The 24,624-nt window shown below is 72.0% G+C and carries 15 protein-coding genes; 6 read left to right on the top strand and 9 right to left on the bottom strand.

What is annotated here, in order from left to right:
- Window positions 1-24: 24 nt before the first annotated feature.
- A complete protein-coding gene (locus AB0B45_RS41940) occupies window positions 25-564 on the bottom strand; it encodes a LysR substrate-binding domain-containing protein (RefSeq protein ID WP_358143011.1) in 540 nt (179 codons plus the stop codon).
- Here AB0B45_RS41940 and AB0B45_RS41935 point away from each other — a divergent pair.
- Window positions 563-919, top strand: a complete 357-nt coding sequence (locus AB0B45_RS41935; RefSeq protein WP_358143009.1) for a hypothetical protein — start codon at window positions 563-565, stop codon at window positions 917-919. The genes AB0B45_RS41940 and AB0B45_RS41935 overlap by 2 nt on opposite strands.
- A gap of 192 nt (window positions 920-1,111) precedes the next feature.
- Window positions 1,112-2,014 carry an oxidoreductase gene (locus tag AB0B45_RS41930; RefSeq protein WP_358143007.1) on the top strand — a complete coding sequence of 301 codons (903 nt, stop codon included), beginning with the start codon at window positions 1,112-1,114 and terminating at the stop codon, window positions 2,012-2,014.
- A 288-nt stretch (window positions 2,015-2,302) separates the two neighbouring features.
- Here AB0B45_RS41930 and AB0B45_RS41925 read toward each other — a convergent pair whose 3' ends face one another.
- The 6 genes from AB0B45_RS41925 to AB0B45_RS41900 are packed head-to-tail and all read right to left on the bottom strand — an operon-like array spanning window position 2,303 to window position 13,200.
- Window positions 2,303-7,564, bottom strand: a complete 5,262-nt coding sequence (locus AB0B45_RS41925) for an amino acid adenylation domain-containing protein (RefSeq protein ID WP_358143005.1) — start codon at window positions 7,562-7,564, stop codon at window positions 2,303-2,305.
- Window positions 7,564-8,595 carry a 2-oxo acid dehydrogenase subunit E2 gene (locus tag AB0B45_RS41920; protein ID WP_358143003.1) on the bottom strand — a complete coding sequence of 344 codons (1,032 nt, stop codon included), beginning with the start codon at window positions 8,593-8,595 and terminating at the stop codon, window positions 7,564-7,566. Before AB0B45_RS41920 ends, AB0B45_RS41925 begins: the two co-directional genes overlap by 1 nt.
- Window positions 8,588-9,553: a transketolase C-terminal domain-containing protein gene (locus AB0B45_RS41915; RefSeq protein ID WP_358143001.1), complete on the bottom strand. Its 966-nt coding sequence runs from the start codon at window positions 9,551-9,553 to the stop codon at window positions 8,588-8,590. Before AB0B45_RS41915 ends, AB0B45_RS41920 begins: the two co-directional genes overlap by 8 nt.
- The gene (locus AB0B45_RS41910; RefSeq protein ID WP_358142999.1) at window positions 9,550-10,410 is read right to left on the bottom strand and encodes a thiamine pyrophosphate-dependent dehydrogenase E1 component subunit alpha; all 861 of its coding nucleotides are present in this window, start codon (window positions 10,408-10,410) and stop codon (window positions 9,550-9,552) included. Before AB0B45_RS41910 ends, AB0B45_RS41915 begins: the two co-directional genes overlap by 4 nt.
- Window positions 10,407-11,828: a condensation domain-containing protein gene (locus AB0B45_RS41905; RefSeq protein WP_358142998.1), complete on the bottom strand. Its 1,422-nt coding sequence runs from the start codon at window positions 11,826-11,828 to the stop codon at window positions 10,407-10,409. Before AB0B45_RS41905 ends, AB0B45_RS41910 begins: the two co-directional genes overlap by 4 nt.
- Entirely contained in the window at window positions 11,821-13,200 is a 1,380-nt protein-coding gene (locus AB0B45_RS41900) for an AMP-binding protein (protein ID WP_358142996.1), read from the bottom strand. Before AB0B45_RS41900 ends, AB0B45_RS41905 begins: the two co-directional genes overlap by 8 nt.
- A gap of 183 nt (window positions 13,201-13,383) precedes the next feature.
- Here AB0B45_RS41900 and AB0B45_RS41895 point away from each other — a divergent pair, with 183 nt between their 5' ends.
- The 4 genes from AB0B45_RS41895 to AB0B45_RS41880 are packed head-to-tail and all read left to right on the top strand — an operon-like array spanning window position 13,384 to window position 22,563.
- On the top strand, window positions 13,384-19,269 hold the full coding sequence (locus AB0B45_RS41895; RefSeq protein WP_358142994.1) for an amino acid adenylation domain-containing protein: 5,886 nt from the start codon (window positions 13,384-13,386) through the stop codon (window positions 19,267-19,269).
- A complete protein-coding gene (locus tag AB0B45_RS41890) occupies window positions 19,266-19,502 on the top strand; it encodes an acyl carrier protein (RefSeq protein ID WP_358142992.1) in 237 nt (78 codons plus the stop codon). The genes AB0B45_RS41895 and AB0B45_RS41890 overlap by 4 nt, the downstream gene beginning before the upstream one ends.
- Window positions 19,499-20,746 carry a condensation domain-containing protein gene (locus AB0B45_RS41885; protein WP_358142990.1) on the top strand — a complete coding sequence of 416 codons (1,248 nt, stop codon included), beginning with the start codon at window positions 19,499-19,501 and terminating at the stop codon, window positions 20,744-20,746. The genes AB0B45_RS41890 and AB0B45_RS41885 overlap by 4 nt, the downstream gene beginning before the upstream one ends.
- A complete protein-coding gene (locus AB0B45_RS41880) occupies window positions 20,743-22,563 on the top strand; it encodes a N,N-dimethylformamidase beta subunit family domain-containing protein (protein ID WP_358142988.1) in 1,821 nt (606 codons plus the stop codon). The genes AB0B45_RS41885 and AB0B45_RS41880 overlap by 4 nt, the downstream gene beginning before the upstream one ends.
- A gap of 133 nt (window positions 22,564-22,696) precedes the next feature.
- Here AB0B45_RS41880 and AB0B45_RS41875 read toward each other — a convergent pair whose 3' ends face one another.
- Complete coding sequence (locus AB0B45_RS41875; protein WP_358142986.1) at window positions 22,697-23,338, bottom strand: M15 family metallopeptidase; 642 nt, start codon at window positions 23,336-23,338, stop codon at window positions 22,697-22,699.
- A 12-nt stretch (window positions 23,339-23,350) separates the two neighbouring features.
- Entirely contained in the window at window positions 23,351-24,511 is a 1,161-nt protein-coding gene (locus AB0B45_RS41870; protein WP_358142984.1) for an ROK family protein, read from the bottom strand.
- Window positions 24,512-24,624 lie beyond the last annotated feature (113 nt).

Genomic DNA, 24,624 nt, shown 5'->3' with positions numbered 1-24,624 from the left:
GGCTCCCTGACACAGCCAAATCCCTCAAGGGACGCGCTGTCCACGAGGAAAGGCCTCCGCCACGGGAGGAAACGCCTCACGCAGCAGGTCGGAGACGAGATCGCAGGGGCTGAAGGCGAGAACATGGCGCACCCGCAGCGGCTCGCCGGCCAGGGGCACCCAGCGTGTGCCCGCCATCGCCGCCCAGGCGGGACGCAGCGCGATGAGGTCGCCGCCATGGCGCAGCTCTGCCGCGAACAGGGCCTCGCGGGCGGCGCGCTCCCTGATGCGGGCCGGCACCCACCCCGCCACCTGGCACGCCGCGAGGACATCGTCGTAGTACCCGGGGGCGAGGGCGCGGTCGAACCACAGGAGCTCCTGGCCGTCGAGGTCGGCCATGGCGACGGCCCGGCGGCCCGCCAGCGGATGGGGCTCGGCCACCAGGACGCCGAGCGGGGCGTCGCCGGAGCACCCGTCGTCCCGCGGCGGCGTCGCGTGCGGCCCGCTCCGCCTGATCGGCGGCCTCCAACAGGGCCACGGCCCCACTGACTCGGCGCTGAGCAACGAGCTCAACCACCCGCGCATGCTGGAAAGCCTGACGATGGGCTACGCCTATCACGTGCAGCAGTTGGCCGGCATTCTCCGCGAGGAGTACCGCGCCGGGGCGAAGCTGTCGAAGAAGCAGCGATGGGCCCTGAGCGCGAAGGTCTCCCTACAGAACCTCTGTCTCACCGGGGCCTTCCTCGGCAGCGTCTGGGACTCTCTCGCCCATACCAAGGCCTACGGTCCCAAGCTCATCATCGACTGGAAGTCGGTGGAGGGTGATCACAAGGGGCAGGGCAAGGCCAAGAACCGGGTCTACTGGGAGCAGCGCGGCTTCGACACCATGCGGCCCGGGGCGTGCAACACCTTCACCGCGCCCGCGGCAAGGGTCGCCTAGGGCGGCTTCCGCGACCACGCCCTCCAGCAGGGCCTCGAAGACGCCGGCGTCCCTCCGTGTTGCTGGGGATCGCGGTACGGCAACGCGTTGTGGATTGCCTGACGACGCATGGCGACCCAACGAATCGGACCTCGCGAAGACGGCGTGAAGGGAAGTGCCGCTCGGTCCGGGGGACGGGCTACGGTGATCGGCATGGTGTGGACTGCGGCGGAAATTCCCGACCTGTCGGGAAAGACGGCGATCGTGACGGGAGCCAACAGCGGCCTCGGCATGATCACGGCGGGCGAGCTGGCGAGGCGTGGTGCCACCACCGTGCTGGCCTGCAGGGACACGGGGAAGGGCGAGAGCGCGAAGAAACGCATGCTCCAGGCCGCGCCCAAGGGCGGGATCGAGGTGCGGCGGCTGGACCTGGCTGATCTGTCCTCGGTGCGGGAGTTCGCGGCCGGTATCACCGGCAAGGTCGACATCCTGGTCAACAACGCGGGCGTGATGGCACTGCCGTACAGGAAGACGGCCGACGGGTTCGAGATGCAGTTCGGCACCAACCATCTCGGGCACTTCGCGCTGACCGGGTTGCTGCTGCCGCGCCTGCGCGACGGCAGGGTGGTGACGGTGAGCAGCCTGACACACGTGGCGGGGCGCATGAGGTTCGATGACCTCAACAGCGAGCTCAGCTACCACAAGTGGCTGGCCTACGGGCAGTCGAAGCTGGCCAACCTGCTGTTCGCTTACGAGCTGCAGCGGCGGGCGGGTGGCCGGGTGACCAGCGTGGCGGCGCATCCGGGCTACGCGTCCACGAACCTGCAGGCGGCGGGACCTCGCATGGCGGGCAACCGGTTCATGGAGGTGGGTCAGAAGCTCACCAACGCGCTTTTCGCGCAGAGCGCCGGGCGGGGAGCGCTGCCGGTGCTGTACGCGGCGACGGTTCAGGGCCTGCCGGGCGCGAGTTTCGTGGGGCCTGGAGGGCCGTTCGAGGTGTGGGGGTACCCCAGGATCGTCGACTCCTCGCCGGCGTCGAAGGATCTGAACGCCGCGGCGAAGTTGTGGGAAGTCTCGGAAGAACTCACAAATGTTCACTTCGATATGAACGGGTAGGGCACACCGCCCGCTTGGGCCGTTTTGTTCTTGCCGCGGTCCGCGACAGGTCCGGGCTCGCGTCGCCGGTCACCCGGGGACTGCGGGTGGCCGGCTACAACCACAACGCGGTCTGGCGGATCGACACGATCATCGGTGCCTATGCGGTGACGCCGTCCGACACCGCGATGGGACCGAGCGGACGGCGCTGTCCGCCAGGCAGCGGGGTGAGCGGTCTCAGGTCTGGTTGGGCATGTTCGCCCTGTCACTGCCGGGCCTGGTCATACGGCGGGCCTGACGTGCCTCGGATCAGGTGGTGGTCCTGGCGGCGACCGTCTCCATGCCCAGCAGGTCGTCGGGCAGCGCGTCGGGCACCTCGGTGTCGAAGTGGGCCAGCCGCCGTATCCGCAGCGCCCCCACCACCACCAGGACCATGGCGACCGCGCACACCAGGTAGAGGAAGGCGATCCCTCTCCCCTCGCCCACGCCGATCACCGCGCCGACCGTGGACGCCAGCACGCCGCCGGGCGCCAGCATCGGGTCGAACAGCGCCGCGCCCATCGGCGCGACCAGCCCCATCCCGATGGGCAGCGTCGACCAGGCGACGAGGGTGTTCAGCGCGAACACCCGCCCGTGGTACCTGTACGGCACCTTGATCTGGACGATCAGCGAGTAGATCCCGTTCATGAGCGTCAGGAAGTACGTGATCGCGAACGCCCCTATGCCGACCAGCGCCACCGAGGGGGCGAGCCCGGTGACGACGCTCCCGGCCGCGATGGCCAGCGTGGTCATCAGCACGCCCCTGAACCTGCGCTTGGGCGGGCCGCCCCAGACGGCCATGGTCAGTCCGCCGAGCAGCACGCCGAGCCCGGTCACCACGGAGACCACGCTCACGTCGCGCAGGGTGGCGAAGGTGAGGACCAGCGGCGAGACCAGCAGCAGGAGCGGCGACAGGAAGATGTTCAGCACCGCGAACCAGCCGAGCATGGCGCGCAGGCCGTGCGCGTGCCAGGTGTAGGCGAAGCCCTTGCGGATCTCGGTGGACAGCGGCTCGCGCGGCCGCCACGGCAGCGTGTCGGGGAATCGGACGAGCAGCACGACCAGTACGGCGAAGGTGTAGCTGGCCACGTCGAGGGCGACGATGCCGCCGAGCCCGATCCACGCCAGGAGGCCCGCGGCGATGAGCGGGACGACGAGCTGGGCGACGCCGTTGGTCATCTGGGTGATGCCGACGGCGTGCCCGAGGTAGCGCTTGGGCACGAGCTGCGGAACCGCCGAGGAGTAGGCCAGGCGCTGGAAGCTGGTGGCGACGGACAGGGCGACGATCAGCGCGTAGATCTGCCAGAGCCGGAGATCGCCGAAGAAGATCAGTACGGCGAGCACGCCCTGGACTGCGGCCGCGCACACGTCGGAGAGCAGCAGCACCCGCCTGCGGTCGCCCCTGTCGACGATCGCTCCGGCCAGCGGCGAGATGAGCAGCCCCGCCAGATTGAGCACGGCCAGGATGGAGAACTGGGCGATGGATCCCGAATCGACCAGAACCGTGATCGGCAGCGCCCAGCCGGTGAGCGCCGAGCCGATCATCGAGATCTGCTGCCCCGCGGCGATGGTCAGGAAGCGCCGCATGCTGGGCTCCGGCGACGCGGAGGCGGACGCGGGGGTGGAGGCAGGCTGGTCGGGTGTGGAGACGGCGTGCACCCACCACGAGGAGGACCGGTCGGTGGGTTCGAGCCGCCGGTGGATGCGCAGGACGGCGGCCAGCTCGGCGGCGCGGTAGCGGAGGAAGTAGTGGCCGCCCTCGTCCAGGACGGCCAGCGCCGTGGTGTCGCTGAGGAAGCCCCACTCGCGGTATCGCTCCTCGTAGTAGTCGGTGGCCGGGTCGCGCTCGCCGATCACCGAGATGATCGGGGCGCGCAGCTTGGGCCTGTCCCGCTCGTGGAAGAGCTCGGTGAAGTACTTCTCCGCCGCCTTCGAGTCGTGGCGCATCGTCCTGATGATGCGGTCGGCGACGCCTGGTTCGAGCTCCTCCAGGTCCACGCCGCGCGCCTTGAGCCGGTTGATGTCGGTCTGGGAGGAGCTGAGCCGGTCCATGAGTCCGAACCGCCGCCACCCGCGCGGCCTGGCGAAGGGGAAGATCGCCCCGATGTAGAGCGCCTCCAGCGTACGGCCCGCCGCCTCGACCCGCCTGGCCAGCTCGACGGCCAGCGCCGCGCCCACCCCGCAGTGGCCGTAGATCACCAGCGGGCCCTCGATGCGCAGGATCTCCTCGGTGGTCCTGGCTGCCAGCTCCTCGAACTCCATCGCCTCCTCGTCGAGACCGATGTCGTGCCCGGGGATCGCCAGGGCGTAGAGGGCCTGGTCGGAGGGGAGCGCGTCGGCCAGCGGCTGGTAGACGATCGCGCTGCCCGAGCCGTACGGCACGCATACGTAGGTGACGGAGGCGGTGCGCGGGCTCGTCAGCCGTTGCAGCAGCGGGCGCGGCAGGTCGGCCGCCGTCTCCAGGAAGGCCGCGATCTCGCGGACCGTCCTGTAGGTGAACAGGTCCACAAGTCCCAGCGGGCCGACGCCCGCCTTGCGCAGCCTGGCCACGACCTGGATGGCCAGCAGCGAGTGTCCGCCCAGGTCGAAGAAGTCGTCGTCGACGCCCACGCGTTCGGCCTCGAGGACCTCGGCCCACACGCCGGCGATGACCTGCTCGGCGGGCGTCGACGGCGGGACGTAGGCGACGTCCGACGTCAGGACGGGCTCGGGCAGCGCCTTGCGGTCGAGCTTGCCGTTGGGGGTGAGCGGCAGCGCGTCGAGCCACATGAACAGCGACGGCAGCATGTACTCGGGCAGGAAGCCGCGGATCGCGGCCCTCACCTGCGCGGGCTCGGACGGCCCGCCGACCAGGTAGGCGACGAGCTTGTCCGCGTGGACGACCACCACGGCCTCGCTCGCGCCCGCCTTCTCGCGCAGCGCGGTCTCGATCTCGCCCAGTTCGATGCGCAGGCCGCGCAGCTTGACCTGGTTGTCGAGGCGGCCGAGGAACTCGATGGTGCCGTCGGGCAGCCAGCGGGCAGCGTCGCCCGTCCGGTACCGCCCGTCGACGAAGCGGGCGGCGGTCAGCTCGGGGCGGTCGTGGTAGCCGAGCGCGACGCCGACGCCGCCGATGTGCAGCTCGCCGGGCACGCCGACGGGCACGGGCACGCCGTGCCGGTCGAGGACGTGCAGCGTGATGTTCTGGATGGGCGAGCCGATCGGTACGGTGGCCCGCCCCTCCAGCCCTTCGAGCGTGCACTGCCATGACGACACGTCGATGGCCGCCTCGGTCGGGCCGTACAGGTTGTGCAGCTCGGCCGGCAGCGCGCGCAGGCAGCGGGTGGCCAGGTCGACGGGCAGCTCCTCACCGCTGCAGATGATCGTGCGCAGCGAGGTGCAGGTGGCCACGCCCTCCTCGGCGAGGAACACCGCCAGCATGGAGGGCACGAAGTGCAGCGTGGTGACGCGCTCGGCGTTGATGAGGTCGCGCAGGTAGGCGGGGTCCTTGTGGCCGCCGGGCGCCGCCAGGACGAGGCGGGCTCCCGCGATCAGCGGCCAGAAGAACTCCCACACCGAGACGTCGAATCCGGCCGGGGTCTTCTGCAGCACCACGTCGTCGGCGGTGAGCCGGTAGCGCTTCTGCATCCAGTCGAGGCGGTTGACGATGCCGTGGTGGCCGTTGGGCACGCCCTTCGGTTTGCCCGTCGAGCCCGAGGTGTAGATCATGTACGCCGCCTCGCCCTGGGCGGCCTCCGGCGCGGACGTGGGCCGGTCGGCCCAGATCTCCTGCTCGTCGAGCGGCAGGATGGTCGCGCCGCCCGAGGCCAGCAGGGGCGCCAGGTGGGTCTGGGTGAGCACGTACGGCGCGGCGGCGTCGGCGAGCATGAACGCCAGGCGGTCTTCCGGGTACTCGGGGTCGAGCGGCACGTAGGCGGCGCCCGACTTGAGGATGCCGAGCAGGCCGACGACCAGGTCGAGCGAGCGTTCGGCGCAGATGGCCACCAGCGGGCCCGCGCCGAGGCCGGTGAGCCTGTCGGCCACCTGATCGGCGCGCTGGTCCAGCTCGCGGTAGGTCAGCGACCGGCCGTCGAAGGTGACGGCCGGCGCGTCGGGCGTCCGCGCCACCTGCTCCTCGACCAGGCCGTGCAGCGTCTGATGGGCGGGATAGTCCGCCTCCGTGGCGTTCCACGCGGCGATCTCGGAGATGTCGCCCAAGGACAGGCGACTGACCGGCAGGTCGGGCGTGTCCACGGCGGCGCGCACCAGCGCCGCGAAGTGCCCGGCGATCCGCGCGACGGTGTCCGCCGTGAAGAGCGTGGTCTTGTAGGTGAAGGCGCACGCCAGCCCGTCACCGGCCGGTACGACGTACAGCTCCAGGTCGTACCTGGACGAGCCTGGGCGCAGCGGGAAGTCGTCCTCCCCCGCCGCCAGGTCGTGCATCGAGAACAGCGTGTCGACCAGCGGCTGCCTGCTCGGGTCGCGCGGCACGCCGAGCTCGTCGACCAGCGTGGCGAACGGCAGTTCCTGGTGGTCGAGCGCGTCGACCACCACGTCCTTGGTCCTGTCGAGCAGGTCGGCGAAGTTCGGATCGTCGTCGAGGGTGGCGCGCAGCACGAGCGTGTTGACGAACATGCCGACCACGTCGTCGAGCTCGGGGCGCGTCCTGCCCGCCACGGGGGTGGCGACGGCCACGTCGTCCTGTGCCGACAGGCGGGCCAGCAGCACGTGGAAGGCAGCGAGCAGCGCCATGAACGGCGTCGCGCCGTGCCGCCTGGCCAGCTCCGCGACCCGCTCGGTCAGCGCGGCGTCCAGCTCGTGCACGTGGGTGGCGCCGTCGAATCGCTGCGTGGCCGGTCGCGCGCGGTCGACGGGCAGCTCGGCGCGCGGCAGCCCGTCGAGCTGGGCCCGCCAGTAGTCGAGTTCGCGCTCGAACGGCCGCTCGCGCAGCCACAGCGCGACATCGCCGAACCTGACGGCTGGCGCGTCGGGGCTCTCGCCCCTGTAGAGCGCCAGCAGGTCGCGCATGAGGAGCTGCGCGGACTGCCCGTCGGCCACGATGTGGTGCGCGAGCAGGGTGAGCACGTGGTGGCGCTCGCCGAGCGTCACCACGTGCACCGTGAGCAGCGGCCCTTCGGCCAGGTCGAGCGGTACGGCGGCGGCCGCGTCGATCAGCGCGACGACGTCGTCGTCATCGGCGGCGCGCTCCAGCGTGAGCGGGACCTCGGCGGCGTCGACCACGTGGACGGCGGGCGTCCCCTCCTCGCTCGTCGGGAACCTGAGCCTCAGGCTCTCGTGCCGTCTCGGCAACTCGTCGAGCACGGCGCGCAGCCTGTCCTCGTCGAGCGGTTCGCGCAGCCGTACCGCGAGAGTGATCGTGTAGGTGGCGGTGCCGGGCGACAGGTGCTCCATGAACCACAGCGGCTCCTGGGCGGGGGCCAGCGGCGGCCGGGTGCCCTCGGGGCGGCGTGGGATGGCCTGGGCGGACTGCCTGCCCTGCAGCCTGCGCCGCAGCAACTCTCTCTTGGCGCCTGACAGGTCGACGACGGACATCAGCTCAGCCCTTCGACGGCGGCTTTGAGTGCGGTCATGAAGAGGGCGGCGTCCCTGCCATTGATCAGGCGGTGGTCGTAGGCCAGCCCGATGTCTGCCACGGTGCCTTCCTGCGGGGCGGTCACGGCCAGCGCGCACGCGGTCCCGGGAAAGACGAACGGGATCGCGAGGACGACCCCGCCGTCGGTGTGCAGCGTGACGACGAAGTTGGCGCCGGTGAGGTCCGGCTCCTTGAAGTCGCCGGTGGTGGCCGCCAGCCGGTGCCGCATGAGCGCGGACGCGATCTCCTTGGTGGTACGGCGGGCCGCGTCGTGGATCACCGGCACGTAGAGTCCCTCGCCCAGGTCGACGGTGACGCCGATGTCGGGGGCGCGCGACAGCCGGGCGGTCGTGCCGTCGAGGGCGGCGAAGAAGAGCGGGAAACTCCCGTGGAGGCCCGCGACCGCCTGGACGAAGATCTCCGCCAGGCCGACGGGCCGCCTGACGGCTTTCGTCTGGGCGGCCGCGTGGCCGAGCGCCGCCGCCAGGTCCATGCGGACGGCCAGGTAGGCGGCGGGGATCGTCTGGTGCGACAGCTCCACGGCCCTGGCGACCGCGCGCTGGACCTTGGGCAGCTCGTGGACGAGGCCGAGCAGGCGTTCCACGTCGGTCTTCCTGACCAGCTCGAGGCCGAGCGCGTGGATCCGCTCCATGGGGACGCCGAGCTCGTCGATGAGCCGCCGGGCTGGGGCGGTGACCAGGGGGCCGGACTGGGCCACCTCCGTGGCGTCCGGTGGACTCGTGACGATCGCGGGGCCGGCCTCGTCGGTGATCCGGGCGATGACCTCGTCGGGGCGGCACCACGCGCCAGCGCGCACCACGTGCCTGAGGACTCCCGAGGTGTCGGCCGGCAGTTCCTCCGCCGCCTTCGAGGTCTCCACCACCGCGACCATGTCGTCCTCGTGGACGGAGGCGCCGTCCGCCACCAGCCACTCGACCAGCAGGTACTCAGTGTCGTTGTTGTTCAGCTTGGGCACGCGCAGCTCAGTCACGGAGTGTCCCCCTGATCACGCGATGGATCGCGGACTCCGACACGAGCACCGCGTCCTCCAGGTGCGCGGCGGTCGGGATGACGGAGTCGGCGGAGTGGACGAGGGTGACGGGCCCGGCCAGGCGCCCCCAGTGCCGCTGGTGGACCTGGTGGGCGACCTCGGCGCCCCAGGTCCCGCCCGCGCTGCTCTCCTCGACGACGAAGACGTGCCGCGCGTACGGCACGGCCACCTCGAACGGGTACAGGCGCGAGGGCACCAGCAGCGTGCAGACGATCTCCTCCTCGAGCAGGAGCGAGCGCATCGCGGCCAGCGCCCTGTGCGCGGTCCCGCCGGTCGCGACGATCACGCAGTCGGGCTCGTCGTCCAGGAACACCCTGGCCACGCCGTCCGCGACCGACAGGGAGAAGGGCGCGAGCACGGCGTGCATGGGCCGCGTGTAGAGGACCTTGTCCTCGAACAGCACGCACGGCTCCTCGCGGCCCAGCATGTCGGTGAACACCGCGAGGTTGTCGTGGAAGGGCGACACCTCGTAGAGCGAGAGGCCGGGGATGCCCACGAAGTGCTTCTGCACGCTCTGGCTGTGCGTCGGGCCGTAGCCCCTGCCGCCCCCGACGGGGCAGCGCACCACCATGCGCATGGGGACGCGGGAGCCGTACATGGAGACGGACTTGGCGGCGAAGTTCATGATCTGGTCGAAGGCGAGCGCCGCGAAGTCGCCGAACATGATCTCGACGATCGCCGCGTCGCCGGACAGCGCGAGGCCCGCGGCGACGCCGGTGATGGCGTTCTCGCTGATCGGCGTGGAAAGGACGCGGTCGGGGAAGCGGGTGGACAGCCCTCTGGTGATCTTGAAGGCCCCGCCGTAGGGGTCGGCGACGTCCTCGCCCAGCAGGTACAGGTCGTTCGTGGCCGCCATCACCTCGTGGAGCGCGGCGTTGAGGTTCTCCGAGACCCTCACGCCGCCTCCCACCTGGACGGCGGGCGGGCCATGACGTCGGCCGCGACCGACTCGACGCGCGCCTCGGCCTCGGCCTCGAGTTCTTCGAGGCGCGGGGAGAGGAGCTTGTCCCGCCAGTCCACGCCTATGGCGTGCGCGGGCCTGGTGTCGTCGCCCTTGCTGTGCGGTCCGAGCCGGTGCGTGACGAACTCGGCCACGGCGGGCCTGCCCTCCCGCACCCCCGCCACCAGCGGCGCGAGCAGGTCCCTGATGCCGTCGACGTCGGCGCCCTCGACCAGCGCGTGCGCGATGCCGAACGCCGCCGCGCGGCCCTCGATCGTGCCCGCCAGGTTCGCGGACGTGGGCGTCGACTGGGCGATGCCGTTGTTCTCGACGACCACCAGCAGCGGCAGCCGCCAGAGCGCGGCCAGGTTCAGCGCCTCGTAGACCGATCCCTCGCCGAACGTGCCGTCGCCGATGTAGGCGCAGGCCAGGCGGCCTGGCTCGGCGCGCTTGAGATGCAGCGCGACTCCGGCCGCCACCGGCAGGCTCTCGCCCTGGACGCCCGTGGACAGGTAGCGGTCGCGGCGGATGTGCTGGCTGCCGCCCACGCCCGAGCACACCGCGCCCTCGCGCCCCATGATCTCGGCGAGCAGGCCTCCGGGGTCGTCGAAGCGGGCCAGGTAGTGGCCGTGGCCGCGGTGGTTGCTGAAGACGTGGTCGGCGGGGTGGAGCAATCCCTCCACGGCGACCGGGACGTACTCCTGGCCGAGGCAGGTGTGGGTGGTGCCGTTGAGCAGGCCCCTGCCGAACAGGTCGAGGAGCTTGCGCTCGAAGGCGCGGATCAGGAGCATCCGCGAGAGGTCCGCGTCGATCACTGCCTGATCACTCCGAGGACCCCCGCGATGGTGGGGTTGTCGAAGAAGTCGTCCAGCTCGATCTCGATGTTCAGCCGCTTGCGCATGCGGGCGATGATCTGGGTGATGGTCAGCGAGTGGCCGCCGAGGTCGAAGATGTCGTCGTACGGCTCGACCGGCGACAGCTGGAGGACCTCCTCCCAGATCGCGGTGATCCCCGCGAGCAGGGGATCGTCGGCGGACCCCGAGTTGGGCGACATTTCGGAAATGTCGCCTGCTGAGCCCGAGAAACCGGGCGACTCCGCGACCCTCGGGGAAGGCTGGGGTGTGACCGCCGTGCGGGACGCGGCGGGCAGCGGGATCGACGGGTCGGCCGCCACCTTCTCCAGCCACGCGCGCAGGTCGGCGACGATCGGCTCGGGGTCGGGCAGCTCGGCGGCGTCGTAGCGCAGGCTCGCCGCCACCCCCGCGGGCCCGTCGAGGAGCTGGAGCTGGAAGGCCCCCCTGACGGCCCCGTTGAAGGCGAGCCAGTCCACCCGCTCGTCGCCCCCTCCACGCCGGTAGCTGACCGACACGGGAGCGAGCGCGGCGTGCGGCTTGAGCCCCTGCACCGCCCTGGCCAGCGGCACCCGCCGGTGCCGGTAGATCTCGCGCAGCTCGGCTCTCAGCGATCCGGCGAACTCCGCGAACGGCGCGCCAGGCGTCGGCTCGGAGAACACCGGCAGCTCGTTGACGAACGGGCCGATGTGACCCTCCTCGCCGGGGGTGCGGGTGGACAGATCGATCGCGGTGACGACGGCGGCGTTGCCGTACGAGCCGAGGACGGCGTGCAGCGCCGCCATCAGCACCTCGAACCTGGTGAGCCCCGCCACGCCGGGCACCTCGAGCGGGAACTTCAGCACGCGCCCCTCGCCCGCCCGCCGTGAGCGCAGCACCCCACCCGGCACGACCACCTCGGCGGGGGCGCGCCACCTGGGCGCCCAGAACGCGCGCGCCTCGTCGGCGGGGGCCTCCTCCTGAGGGGTGGAGGGCGGCAGCGGGGGCAGGACCTCGCCCCGGTAGGCGGCCAGCAGGTCGGCGACGAGCACCTCCTTGGACCGGCCGTCGAAGACCGCGTGATGCGCCACCACCCGCAGCGAGTCACCGGACAGCGTGAACCTGACGAGCGGGCCGCGGGCCAGGTCGAAGGCTCCCGTCCGCTCCTCGCGCGAGAGGAGCGGCGGCTCCTGCGCGGGCACCAGCCGCGGCACGCCGTCGCTCTCGGCGAAGGCCATGCCGAGCAACGGATGCCGTTCGACGAGGGCGGCGCACGCCTTGGCCAGCGCCCCCTCGTCGACGGGCGCTTCAAGCCTGATCACGAGCGGCATGTGGTACGCCGATCCCGCCCCGGCCAGCTCGTTGATCCAGATCCCGTGCTGGACGGGCGACACCTCAGTCATGCCTCAACCTCCGCTTGTCGACCTTGCCGCCGTGGTTGCGCGGCAGGGCGTCGAGGGTGACGAGCCGGGCGGGCAGCTCGTGCGGGGCCAGCCGCCCCTTCAGGAACATCCGCAGCTCGTCGTGGGCGACGGAGCCGACGACCGCCACGGCGACGGCCTTGCCGAGCGTGGGGTGCGGCACGCCGTACGCGGCCGCCTCGACCACGCCGGGGTGCTGGTGGACGACCTCCTCGACGTGGATCGTGGAGACCTTGTAGGCACCCGACTTGATGACGTCGCTCTCCCTGTCGACCAGGTAGAGGTAACCGTCGTCGTCCAGGTAGCCGAGGTCGCCCATGCGGACCCAGCCGGAACGGAACACCTCACCGCTGGCCTGCGGGTCCCCGTAGTAGGTGCGGGTGGCGGCGGGCGAGCGCATCCACACCTCGCCCGTGACGTTCGGCGGCAGCGGGTCTCCCTTGACCGTCGCGATCTTCACCGCGCCGCCGGAGGCGGGCCTGCCGACGCTCGCGGGCCGCTCGGGGTCGAAGATCATCACCGTCTGCGCGGGCGCGGCCTCGGTCGAGGTGTAGTAGTTGGTGATCGTCGAGTTGGGGAACGCGGCGCCGAGGTCGGTCGCGACCTGGGAGGGAAGCGGCGCGGCCGCCGAGCCGAGCAGCAGCACGCTCGACAGGTCGTGCGAGGTGTGGGCGCGGGCGGCGAGCAACTCGATCGCCATGGCGGGGACGAGGAAGACGGTCCCCGCGCGGTAGTGCTCGATCAGCGCGGCGAACCTGCCGGGGGTGAATCTGGGGAGCGTCACGACCCGCGGGTGGGCGTCGACGGCGTTGACGAGCATCCACTGTCCCGCGTTCGTGCCGATCGGGAAGGCGTGCGCCAGGTGCTCGCTGTGCATGAACGGCCTGCGCCTGCCGCCGCAGCCGTAGGCCAGGTTGGCGTGTGTGGCGGCGACGCCCTTCGGCCTGCCGGTGGTGCCCGAGGTGTAGAGGATCTGGGCCAGGTCGTGCGGTCGCGGAGGGTCGGGCGCGCCCTCCGCGGAGGGTAACGCGCCTGGACGCAGCACCGTGGTGGCACCGCAGTGCGCCAGCATCGCCTCGACGTCGGCGGCGGCCAGCCGCTCGGAGAGCGGCACCGCCACGGCCCCCGCCTTGACGACGCCGAAGAACGCCACCGCGTACTCCAGCCAGTCGCCGTTGCCGAACACCAGCCCCACGCGATCGCCTGGCCGCACTCCGAGCCCCGCGCCCACAGCGTTGGAACGGTGTTCCCACTCGCCGAAGGTCAGTGAGCCGACGCCGTGGACGGTCATCGCCACCCGGTCCGGATCGGCCGCGGCGCGCGCTCTCAGCAGGTCAGGAAGGGTCACGCTCACGACAGACCCCCGAAAATACTGAAAGGAAACTTTCCTTATCCTATGGACGGCGCCAGTCTGGCACGGTCACGAGAGGGTGACAAGCCCGCAAACCCCGTGTTTATCGGCACTTGCGACCACATCAAGATCCATGGTTGACTCCCAACAGTTAAGAACCTTTCCAGATTCGGGGGAAGGGATTACGTGAGGCTTTCGTACGCCCAGGAACGGCTCTGGTTCCTCCATCAGCTCGACCCCGGCGATCCCTCGTACAACACCGCGTACGCCTACCGGCTGCGCGGCGATCTCGACCTGGCCAGGCTCGAGGCGGCCTTCACCGCCGTCGCCGCCAGGCACGACGCGCTGCGCACCCGCTTCCCCGAGGTGGACGGGCGTCCCGTGGCGGTCGTCGAGCCGCCGGGCCGCGTCGCCTTCGAGGTCGTCGAGGGCGATCCGGAGAAGCTGGTGGCCGAGCGCACCAACGCGCCCTTCGACCTGGCCGCCAGGCCGCCCTTCACCGTGGCGGTCGTCCCTGTCGGTCCAGGCGATCACGTGCTGTGCGTGGTGCTGCACCACATCAACGGCGACGGCTGGTCGTTCAACGTGCTGCGCGCGGAGGTCGCGGCCCACTACGCGGGCCTGCCGCTGCCCGACGATCCTCCGCAGTTCGGCCCACACCTGCGCGACAGCGGCGACGGCGAGGACCTCGACTGGTGGGTGGAGCGGCTGGCGGGAGCGCCGGTGCTCGAGCTGCCGGCCGACAGGCCACGCCCTCGGCAGCGCGGGACGGCGGGCGGTGAGGTGCTCTTCCACCTGTCCCCCGAGCTCGTGGCGCGGGTGGGCGAGCTGGCCAGGGCCGCGCGGTGCACGCCGTACATGGTGCTGCTGACGGCCTACCAGGTGCTGCTCGCGCGGCACAGCGGGCAGGACGACTTCTGCGTGGGCACTCCCTCCGCCGGGCGGACCAGCACCGACCTGGAGGGGGTGATCGGCTATCTGTCCACGATGATGGTGCTCAGGTGCGACCTGTCGGGCGGGCCGAGCTTCTCCGAGCTGCTGCGCCGTACCAGGAAGTCGGTCCTGCAGGGGCTGGCCAGGCAGGAGGTGCCGTTCGAGCGGCTGGTGGGCGCGCTCGGACTCGAGCGCGACCTGAGCAGGACGCCGCTGTTCCAGACCATGTTCGCGCTGCACACGCAGGGCGAGATCGACGACCCGGTTCCCGGGCTGTCCGCCGAGCCGTTCCCCATGGGCTGGCGTCCCGCGCGATTCGACCTGTCCCTCGACCTGTACGACCTGCCGGACGGGCGCCTGCTCGGCGTGGCGATCCACAGCGAGGAACTGTTCGACCGCGCCACCGTCGAGCGCCTGATGGAGCGCTTCGCCGTGCTGCTCTCCTCGATCGTCGCCGACCCCGGCCTGCCGATCGCCGAGCTCGACCTGCTTCCCCAGGGCGAGCGCGACCTGCTCGCCGCGTGGAACGACACCGCCGAGGACCTGCCCCCCGTCACGCTGGTGGACCTGGTCACGGCACAGGCCGAACGGACGCCCCGCGCGGTCGCCGTCGTCTGCGGCGACACCTCGCTGACGTACGGCGAGCTGGTGGAGAAGGCGGGCCGCATGGCCGCGGCGCTGCGCGAGCGCGGCATCGGCAGGGGCTCGCTGGTCGCGGTACGGCTCTCGCGCGGCGCCGACATGCTGGTCGCGGTGCTCGGCGTGGCCATGTCGGGCGCCGCCTACCTGCCCGTCGACCCCGACTACCCGCAGGCCAGGGTCTCCTACGTGCTGGAGGACTCGGGCGCGGTCCTCGTGCTCACCGACCACGGCCTCCCCTTCGCCGCGTCGCCCGACATGTCGCGCCCCCGGCCAGGCGACACCGCCTACGTGCTCTACACCTCGGGCTCCACCGGCCGCCCCAAGGGCGTGGTCGTCCCGCACGGAGCGCTGACGAACTTCCTGCTCGCCATGCGCTCGATCGTCGGCTCCTCCCCCGCCGACGTCTGGCTCGCGCTCACCTCGCTGTCCTTCGACATCTCCGCGCTGGAGCTCTACCTGCCGCTGGTCACCGGCGGCACGGTGGTCGTCGCCGACTCCGAGACCGCCCGCGACGGCGCCGCCCTGTCCACGCTGATCACCGGCAGCGGCGTCACCCACGTCCAGGCCACGCCCTCGGGCTGGCGGGTGCTGCTCACCGGGGACCTGCCGCCGCTGACCGCACTGGCGGGCGGCGAGCCGCTGCCGCTCAGACTGGCGGCGGAGCTGCGGGCCCGGGTGGACAGGCTGATCAACATGTACGGCCCGACCGAGACGACGATCTGGTCCACCGCGTGGGAGGTGCCGCAGGACCCCGAGCGCGTGACGATCGGCCGGCCCATCGCCAACACCACCGTCCACGTGAACGCCCCGATCGGCGTCCCCGGCGAGCTGCTGATCGGCGGCGCCGGCCTGGCGACCGGCTACCTGGGCCGCCCCGACCTGACCGAGGAGCGGTTCGTACGGCACGCGGGCGAGCGCGTCTACCGCACGGGCGATCTGGTCCGCCGGCTCCCCGACGGCACGCTGGAGTTCCTCGGCAGGACCGATGACCAGGTGAAGCTGCGCGGCCACCGGATCGAGCTCGGCGAGATCGAGGCCGTGCTCGAAGCCCACCACGGCGTGACCCAGGCGGTCGCGGCCGTCCAGGACGACCTGCTCGTCGCCTTCGTCGTCGGCGACCCGGCGGGCGTCAGGGAACACGCCGCCGAGCAGCTGCCCGGCTACATGGTCCCCTCGTCGGTCCTCGCACTCGACGCCCTTCCGCTCACGCCCAACGGCAAGGTGGATCGCAAGGCGCTGCCGTCGGCGGGCGCCGTCGCGCCGCGGGTCTTCACCCCTCCACGCACGCCGAACGAGCACCTGGTCGCGGCCGTCTTCGCCGACGTGCTCGGCGTGCGGGGCGTCGGCGCCGACGACGACTTCTTCGCCCTCGGCGGCCACTCGCTGCTGGCGACCGTGGTCACCTCCCGCCTGCCGGGCAGGGTCCCGGTGCGCGAGCTGTTCCTGCGCCCGACCGTCGCCGCTCTGGCGGCGCTCCTCGACGCGCCCTCCGGCGACGAGGGCCCGCTGCCCAGGCCGCCCGGCGCGCCCGTGCCGCTGTCCCGCAACCAGGAACGGCTCTGGTTCCTGCACCGGCTCGACCCCGGCGACGCCGCCTACAACATGTGGATCGTGCGGCGGCTGCGCGGCCCGCTCGACGTCGCGGCGCTGGGCAGGGCGGTGGACGCGCTGGCGGCCAGGCACGAGAGCCTGCGCACGCGCTTCCCCGAGGAGGACGGCGTGCCGTACGCGCTCGTCCAGCCGCCAGGTCACGTCCCTGTGGAGATCGTCACGGGTGACGCCGAGCAGCTGGTGGCCGAGCGCACCAACGCGCCCTTCGACCTGGCCGGCGCGCCGCCGTTCAGGGTGACGCTCATCAGGGTCGGGGCCGAGGACCACGTGCTGTGCGTCGTCCTGCACCACATGCTCGGCGACGGCTGGTCGCTCAACGTCCTGCTCGACGACCTCGCCGCGCTCTACTCGGGCAGGACGCTGCCCGAACTGCCGCTGCAGTTCGGCGACGTGGCGCGCTGGCAGCTCACCCAGGACTCGATGGCCGCCTACTGGGACGACAGGCTCGACGGCAGCCAGCCGCTCGCGGTGCCCGCCGACCGTCCTCCGGCGGACGGGCCGCGAAAGGCGGCCTTCCACACGCTGACGATCCCCGTCGCGGACGTTCCCCGGGTGCGCGGCGCGACGATGTTCATGACGCTGATGGCCGCATACCAGGCCGTGCTCGCCGCCCACAGCGGGCAGCGAGACGTCTCCGTCGCGACCGTCACCTCCGGGCGCGACCGCGCCTCGCTCGACGGCGTCGTCGGCTACTTCGCCGACACCCTGGTGATCCGCGGCGACCTGACGGGCACGCCCACCTTCGGGGAGCTCGTCGAACGTATCCGCGACACGGTCATGGACGCCTTCGCCCACCAGGGGGCGCCGCTGGAGCGCGCGCCCTCGTTCGAGACCATGGCGATCCTGCACACCCAGGACGCGGGGCGGGTCCCCGCCGCCTTCGCGGGGCTGGAGGCGGAGCCGTTCCCGCACGGGTTCGCGCAGGTCAAGTTCGACCTCATGCTGGAGGCGTGGCAGGACCCCGACGAGCTGACGCTCGTCCTGTCCTACGACGCCGGGCTCTTCGGCGCCGCCACGATCGCGGCGATGGCGGCCAGGCTGGAACGCGTCCTCCTCCAGGACCCGGCGCTGCCTCCCCGGCTCCTCACCGCTGACGACCTGGCGCTCCTGCGGTCGTGGGGAACGGGTCCCGCTCTGGCCGGGGGGCCGTCCACGCCAGAGCTGCTGGCGCTCGCCGTACGCGACCATGCCGACCGTCCCGCGGTCGGCGACCTCACCTACGCCGAGCTCGACCTGCGGGTCACCGAGCTGGCCGGTCTCCTGCAGGCCAAGGGGGTACGGCCGGGCGACCTCGTGGGCGTCTGCCTCGGCCGCTCCACCGACGCCGTCGCCGCGTTGCTCGCGGTGTGGCGAGCGGGCGCCGCCTACCTGCCGCTCGATCCCGCTCATCCGGCGGCGCGCCTAGGCCACCTGCTCGCCGACAGCGGCGCGAGCCTCGTGCTCACCTCGATCGACCTGGCCGGCCGGCTCCCCGAGGGGACGCCGCTCGCCCACACCTGCGAGCCCGCCGCGCCCCTGACGCCCGTCGCGCCGTTCGAGACCGCCTACGTCCTCTACACCTCGGGCTCCACCGGCACGCCCAAGGGCGTCGTCGTCACTCACCGGAACCTGGCCGCCCGCGTCGCGTGGATGAGCCGCGAGTACGGCCTCGGCCCCGGCGACCGGATCCCGCAGTTCGCCTCGCTCGGGTTCGACACCCACGCGGAGGAGATCTATCCCGCGCTCGTCTCGGGCGCCCAGGTCGTCGCGCTGCCCGACGGCGCCGTCACCCTGCCCGACCACCTGGAGGGCGTGACCGTCCTCGACCTGCCCACGGCGTACTGGCACCACCTCGTCGACCAGATCGAGGCGATCTCCTGGCCCTCGACGCTGCGGCTGGTCATCCTCGGCGGGGAGCAGGCGCCCGCCCCGGCGGTCGCGCGCTGGCGGGCCCGCTTCGGCGACGGCGTGCGGCTGGTCAACACCTACGGCCCGACCGAGACGACGATCATCGCCACCGCGGCCGTGCTCGACGACACGCCGGGCCGGCCGCCCATCGGCCGCCCGATCGCGGGCACCACCGCCTACGTCGTGGACGCCGAGGGGCGGCTGGCGCCTCCCGGCGCGCCGGGAGAGCTGTGCGTCGGCGGTGCGGGCGTCGCCGACGGCTACCTCGGCCTGCCCGACCTGACCGCCGCCCGCTTCGTCACCTTCACCGGCGACCGCCTCGCCGGACCCGCGGACCCGGGTGAGCGCGTCTACCGGACGGGCGACAGGGTGCGGTGGCGCGGCGACGGCCTGCTGGAGTTCCTCGGCCGCCTCGACGACCAGGTGAAGATCAGGGGCCACCGGATCGAGCCAGGCGAGGTCGAGGCCCGCATCATGACGCACCCCGGCGTCGGCGCCGCCACGGTCGCGGCCGTGGGCGACACGCTCGCCGGGTATGTCACGGGCGAGGTCGACCCGCGCGAGCTGCACGACCATCTGGCGGCCACGCTGCCGCCGTACCTGATCCCCACCCGCTGGGTGCGCATGGACCGCCTGCCGCTCACGTCCAACGGCAAGGTCGACAGGGCCGCGCTGCCCGAGCCCGAGGCCGTCCACGCGGAGTACCGGCCGCCCTCCACCGACGCCGAGCACCTGGTCGCCGAGGTCTTCGCCGAGGTGCTCGGTGTGGAGAAGGCGGGAGTGCACGACGAGTTCTTCGCGCTCGGCGGCCACAGCCTGCTCGCCGTCCGCGTGGTGGCCAGGATCCGCGCCGCGATCGACCTCGACGTCCCGATCCGCACGCTCTTCGCGCGGCCGACGGTCGGAGCGCTGGCCCAGGCGGTCGAGGAGCTGCTGGTGGCCGAGCTCGACCAGATGTCCGACGAGGAGGCCGAACGCCTCGCCAGGGAGCTGACATGATCAAGGAAAGACTCGCCGAGCTGGTCGAGGAGGCCTCCGACGGCGCGCTCACCGCGCCGGAGGCGCTCTCGGCGACGGTGCCGCTGTCCGCGCTCGGACTGACGTCCGTGGGGCAGATGCGCCTCATCGACGCGATCGAGACGGAGTACGGCGTCGAGGTCGACCTGACCGATCAGGGTCTGGAGTTACTCGACGACCTGGACAGGCTGGCCACACACCTCTCGGCCCGATGAACGTCGCGTTCTCGGCGCCCGACGAGGGCGTCGCCCCGCTGACCTGGGGCCAGCGGGCCATCTGGGACGCGATACTCGCCACCGAGCCCGACGACCACTACTTCAACTTCGACAGGGTGGTGAAGGTCCCCGGCACCAGGACCGTGCCCGAGGTCCTGGCCGCCGTCAAGGCGCTCGTCGAGCGGCACGGGGCGTTCCGCACCAGGCTGGGCGAGCGGCGGGAGCCGTACCAGAGGCTGGAGCGGGAAGGGCGGCTGGACGTCACGTTCGGCGATCCACCGGCCGCCAGGTTCGACTACGAGCGGGAGTGGCCGCTGCGGGTCGGGCTCGTCACAGAAGGCGACAGGGTCACGCACGTCAAGCTGGTCTTCTGCCACCTGGCCGCCGACGGGGCGGGGGCCGAGGCGGCGGTGCGCGACCTGCGGATGCTACTGCTGGGTAGACCGCCGTCCGCGCCTGCCCCGCGCCCGCTCGACCTGGCGACGTGGCAGCGGAGCGAGGACGGCAGGCGCGTCGCCGCGACGGCGGCGGCGCACTGGGAGCGCGAGCACCGGCGCATCGCCGCCTCCATGTTCCCGACGCGGGTCCCCTCGGCCGAGCAGGACGCCGGGCCGCCCATCTGGCGCGCCCTGCTGCGCTCGCCCGCGCTCGACCTCGCGGCACGGTCCATCGCCGCCGCCCACGGCGCCTCCACCTCCACCGTGCTGCTCGCCGCCGTGGCCGAGCTGGCGGGCCGCCACACCGGGGAGGAGATCAGCTCGGTGCTGACGATCGTGAGCAACAGGTTCAGGCGCGACACGATGAACATGGTCAGCACGCTGTCCATGGAGGGTCTGTTCACGTTCGACACGGGCCGCCCGTTCGCGGACGCGCTGCGCGCCGCCGGTCCCACCGCGCTGCGGGCCTACCGCAGCGCCTACCACGACCCCGCCGACAGGGACAGGATCGTGGCGGCGGAGAGCGCCAGGCGCGGCGAGCCCGTCCACCCGCACTGCTGCTTCAACGACATGCGGTTCGCCGACCCCGGACCCGCCGCATGCGATCCCGACGAGATCGACAAGGCGCGCGCGGAGACCACGCTGACCTGGCCGCTGAGCCAGGACGAGCTCGACTGCCGCTTCTGCGTTCACGTCACCACCGAGGGCCTCTCCCTCACCGCCGACACCCGCTACCTGCCCAGGCCGATGATGGAGCGCTACCTGTTCGACCTCGAGGATCTACTCGTGGGAACGGCGACCGGATGACGGTCCGCGCCTACGCCCTCGCCACCTCGCTCGCCCAGGGCGAGACCCTTCGCTTCGTGCTCGACCGCCCCTCTCCCGTGGTCGTGACCGACGCCACGGACGACCGCGTCGTCCACACCGGCCACGCGGGCACGGACTGGTCGCTGGAGATCCCGCCCGCGTGGCCGAGCTCCCTCTACGTGGCCCGTTTCGGGCCCGCGCAGCCGTGGCCGCGCTCGCTTCCCGGCGGCGCGCCCTGCCCCGACAACGAGGTCCACTTCGTCGTACGGCAGGCAGAGCCCACCGCCTCGATCCTGGTCAGCGTGCCGTTCACCACCTGGCAGGCCTACAACAGGGCGGGCGAGCCCGACCAGAGCGTCTACTGGACCGAGTCGCCCACCCGCGCGGCCAAGGTGAGCTTCGACCGCCCCGGCGGCGGCCCGCCTCCCGAGCGGTGGGAGGAGGGCCTGATGCGCTGGCTGCGGCCATCGGGCTACGAGGTGGGCTACTGCTCCAACCTCGACCTGCACGACGGGCTCGACCTGCTGTCCAGGCACCGCCTGCTCGTGGTCAACGGCCACGACGAGTACTGGTCGGCCGAGATGCGCGACGCCGTCGAGGAGTTCGTCAGGCGCGGCGGCAACGTCGCCTTCTTCTCCGGCAACACCGCCTGGTGGCAGATGCGGCTGGAGGACGGCGGCCGCACGATGGTGTGCCATCGCGACCCCGTCTCCGACCCGGCGGCCGACCCGCTCCTGGCGACGGTCGAGTGGTCGGCGGCCTATCGCCCCGAGAACACGCTGACCGGCGTCAGCTTCCGCGCGGGCGCGGGGGCGTGGGGCGAGCACATGCCCCGCATGCTCGAGGAGTCGTACACCGCCCGGTTCGCCGGACACTGGGCCTTCGAGGGGACCGGGCTGACCGACGGCGACAAGTTCGGTCAGGGCTGCCTGGGCTACGAGACCGACGCGGCCGAGTTCGAGGAGGTCGGCGGCGTGCCGAGGGTGACGTGTCGCGACGGCACGCCGTCCTCCTTCGTCGTGCTGGCCACCGCGGACCTGAGGCACTGGAGCGCGTACGGCCAGGGCGGCGCCGCCACGATGGGCGCGTTCACCAGCGGCTGCGGCACCGTCTTCACCGTAGGCACCGTGAACTGGGGCAACACGCTGCACGACCCGGTGGTCGCGCGCATCACCCGCAACGTCCTCGACCGCCTGTCGCGGCCGCTGTCCCCGTCGTGGGAGGTGATCGGCCCTTCCGCCGACGTGCGGGCGCTCGCGGTCGTGGGCCGCACGCTGCACGCGGTGGACGGGGAAGGGGTGCTGCTGTCCCGGGAGCTGTGCGGGCAGAACCTGCCGTGGCGGCCGCTGCCAGGGCGGTCGGCGGTCGTCGGGCTCGCCGTCCCCCGGGAGGCGGCGGGCGGCGTGGGCGTCGGCCTGTACGGCGTGACGGCGTCGGGCGAGCTGCTGTACAGGGAGAGGGAGGCGTGGCGGACGGTTTGCCCGGCGCCGCGTGAGGCGGTGGGGCTGGCGGTCGCCGACTGCGCGTTCTACGTGGCGACGGTCGCCGGGGTGCTGTGGCGGCTGCCGTTCGGGTCGGCCACGTGGGAGGACGACGGATCGTCGGCGGGGGCGGTGTCGCTGGCGGGGATGAACGGCCGGCTGTACTCCCTGGACGCGTCGGGCGTCCTGCGCACGCGGATCCCCGGGGCCGCGTGGGAGGAGCACGCCGTCGCGGTGCCCGGCATGGCCCTCACGGCCCACGCGGGACTGCTGGTCACCGGCGGACCCGACGACCCCCTCCGCCGGCACCCCGCCCGCAACCCCGCCACCCGCTGACCACCGCCCTCACCCGCACCCCGGAGAGAACCCCGGAACCTCACGCCTGGAAAGAACCCCGGCCCCCGCGACTCCTAGCACACCCGAGAGAACCCCAGCCCCGTGGTCGCGTGGGCCGGGGTTCTCGAAGCGATCAGGTGAGGTCGGTCGGGCCGTACAAGGCGTGCGGGGCCCCCGTCGACATCGCCCAGTACCGGTCGCCGTACGACCAGTGCCACCACTCGGTCGGGTAGTTCACCAGCCCGACCTCCTCCAGCGCGGCCCCCAGGATCTCCCTGTGCCCGCGAGCCTCCGCCGAGATGTTGGAAGCCGCCGTGTAGCAGGTCCCCTCGCTCTGCTCGGGGTTGTCGTTGACCGCCGTCCCCATGTCGTACTCCTCCCCTTCGGGCGAGCACAACGTCAGGTCCACCGCCGCCCCCGCCGTGTGCGGGGCGACGGACACCGGCGACACGTACCGGCTGGCCGCGACATAGGCCTCATCGGCGGACATGTCAGGGAAGTCGAGGAGGAGTTGGTCCCGATACTCCTCGAAGTACGTCCGCTGCGTCGCGATCGGCCGGTACCCCTCGACGATCAGCAGCTCGAACCCCGAAGGCAAGGACGCCTTCTCCAGCCTGGCGAGCAGTCCTGCACGCAGATGCGCGTAGGCACCCTCCGCGTCCGCCAGGCGCGAGTCGATCCGCAACCTCCCCCGCACGTCCTCGAGCGGCTCGCCGCACTCCCGCACGGGAATGGTCGCCACCCGAGGGTCGGAGATCAACACGATGTCACGCATAGTCGAAAATTCTCACACAGTGTCAGAGAAGACCTGCTCCCGGGCCTGCTCCAGCGCGGCGACCAGCGCCCCGCGCAACACCGGGTTGCCGGCCACCGCCGTCGCCGCGATGCGCGGCTGGCTCGGGCACACCTTGGCCACGGCCTGCTCCACCCGTTCGGCCAGCGCCTCGCCGCCCGCCCTGCCGAGGTCGCCGCTCAGGACGATGAGCCCGGGGTCGAGGACCACGGCGACGGCGGCGACCCCGACGGCCAGCCGTCCCGCGACCTCCTTCAGGTAGGCGTCGTTGCCCTGCGCGGTCGCCGTCCGCACCTGGTCGGCGACGCTGACGCCGGCGATGCCGTACGTCTCCGCGATGGCTTCCAGCGCCTCCTTGCCGACCAGGCGCTGGAAGGAGCCGGACTGCGGATGGGAGACGTCGACGGGCAGCGGCTCGCCCGGCACGGGCAGCCAGCCGATCTCGCCCGCGCCGCCTGTGATGCCCCTGTGCAGCCGCCCGCCGAGCATGATGCCGAGCCCCTGCCCGATGCCCGCCCAGATCACCGCGAAGTCGTCGTGCCCGGCCGCGACGCCGTACCTGTGCTCGGCGAGCGCGACGAGGTTGACGTCGTTCTCGATGGTGACGGACGCGCCGAGCCTTTCGCGCAGGCTGGCCAGCACACCGACATGCCAGGACGGCAGGTCGTAGGAGAAGCGCACGTCACCGGTGCGCGGGTCGACGACGCCTCTGGTGCCGATGACGAAGGAGCGCAGCTGGGACAGGCCGATCATGGCCGAGTCGCAGGCCCGCTGGACGGCGTCGCGGACGGCTGTGACCGGGTCCCGGCCGTCGCAGGGGTCGACCCTGACCTCCACCACGATTTTACCTGTGATGTCGGCCACACCCACCGTGATGCTCTCGGGCAGCACTTCGAGACCGGCGACGTACGCGCTGGAGGGAACGACGGTGTAGAGGGCGGCGTGCGGTCCCCTACCTCCTGGGCGCTGTCCCGCGACCTCGACCAGCCCTCTCTCCTCCAGTCGGGACAACAGCTGACCTGCGGTTACCTTGGAGAGCCCGGTGCGTTCCCCCAGCTCAGCACGGGTAAGCGGCCCCTCGGACAGAAGGAGCTCCAGCGCCGTGCGGTCGTTCAATCTGCGCAACAACTGCGGGGTTCCCGGGTTCCGCGCCATGGACGGCCCCTCCTCTCGTCACGATCCGCTAACGCCCGTTTTTTTTAAGAAAGTTTCTTGTTAGTTTAGCAGCAGTCAACCGAGGCCAGCGATCAAGGCTTCGGTGATCTCTA

The sequence above is a fragment of the Nonomuraea sp. NPDC049152 genome, from assembly GCF_040648355.1.
Lineage (GTDB): Bacteria > Actinomycetota > Actinomycetes > Streptosporangiales > Streptosporangiaceae > Nonomuraea.
The sequence above is the reverse complement of the archived record's forward strand: the minus strand, read 5'-3'. Positions and strand labels throughout refer to the sequence as shown.

Excerpts from the sequence above, each read along its gene's own strand:
- AB0B45_RS41935 (WP_358143009.1), top strand. The coding sequence starts at position 563 with ATGCTGGAAAGCCTGACGATGGGCTACGCCTATCACGTGCAGCAGTTG.
- AB0B45_RS41940 (WP_358143011.1), bottom strand. The coding sequence starts at position 564 with ATGCGCGGGTGGTTGAGCTCGTTGCTCAGCGCCGAGTCAGTGGGGCCG.
- AB0B45_RS41930 (WP_358143007.1), top strand. The coding sequence starts at position 1,112 with ATGGTGTGGACTGCGGCGGAAATTCCCGACCTGTCGGGAAAGACGGCG.
- AB0B45_RS41925 (WP_358143005.1), bottom strand. The coding sequence starts at position 7,564 with ATGTCCGTCGTCGACCTGTCAGGCGCCAAGAGAGAGTTGCTGCGGCGC.
- AB0B45_RS41905 (WP_358142998.1), bottom strand. The coding sequence starts at position 11,828 with ATGACTGAGGTGTCGCCCGTCCAGCACGGGATCTGGATCAACGAGCTG.
- AB0B45_RS41890 (WP_358142992.1), top strand. The coding sequence starts at position 19,266 with ATGATCAAGGAAAGACTCGCCGAGCTGGTCGAGGAGGCCTCCGACGGC.
- AB0B45_RS41885 (WP_358142990.1), top strand. The coding sequence starts at position 19,499 with ATGAACGTCGCGTTCTCGGCGCCCGACGAGGGCGTCGCCCCGCTGACC.
- AB0B45_RS41880 (WP_358142988.1), top strand. The coding sequence starts at position 20,743 with ATGACGGTCCGCGCCTACGCCCTCGCCACCTCGCTCGCCCAGGGCGAG.
- AB0B45_RS41875 (WP_358142986.1), bottom strand. The coding sequence starts at position 23,338 with ATGCGTGACATCGTGTTGATCTCCGACCCTCGGGTGGCGACCATTCCC.
- AB0B45_RS41870 (WP_358142984.1), bottom strand. The coding sequence starts at position 24,511 with ATGGCGCGGAACCCGGGAACCCCGCAGTTGTTGCGCAGATTGAACGAC.